Genomic DNA, 278 nt, shown 5'->3' on the forward strand with positions numbered 1-278 from the left:
AGCGTATGGTTCCATTTGACTTCGATCTTGCCTTCAGCCACCTTGGCCATCAGACGGTCAATCAAGATTGCCTCTGCACGGAACTTGTCGCGACGGTGGATGACGGTGACCTTGCTGGCGATATTCGACAAATACAGGGCTTCTTCAACAGCAGTATTGCCGCCGCCAACGACAGCCACTTCCTTGCCGCGATAAAAGAAACCATCGCAAGTTGCACAGGCAGACACGCCTTTGCCCATGAAAGCCTGTTCAGATGGCAGACCCAGGTATTGGGCAGA

1 protein-coding gene is annotated in these 278 nt (G+C 53.2%); it reads right to left on the reverse strand.

Going from position 1 to position 278, the window contains the following annotated elements:
- Window positions 1–278, reverse strand: a 278-nt coding sequence (locus ACO0LI_RS30725) for an FAD-dependent oxidoreductase (protein WP_423037732.1), incomplete at both ends; no start/stop codon positions are given.

This window comes from Undibacterium sp. Tian12W (assembly GCF_049339405.1).
Lineage (GTDB): Bacteria > Pseudomonadota > Gammaproteobacteria > Burkholderiales > Burkholderiaceae_D > Undibacterium.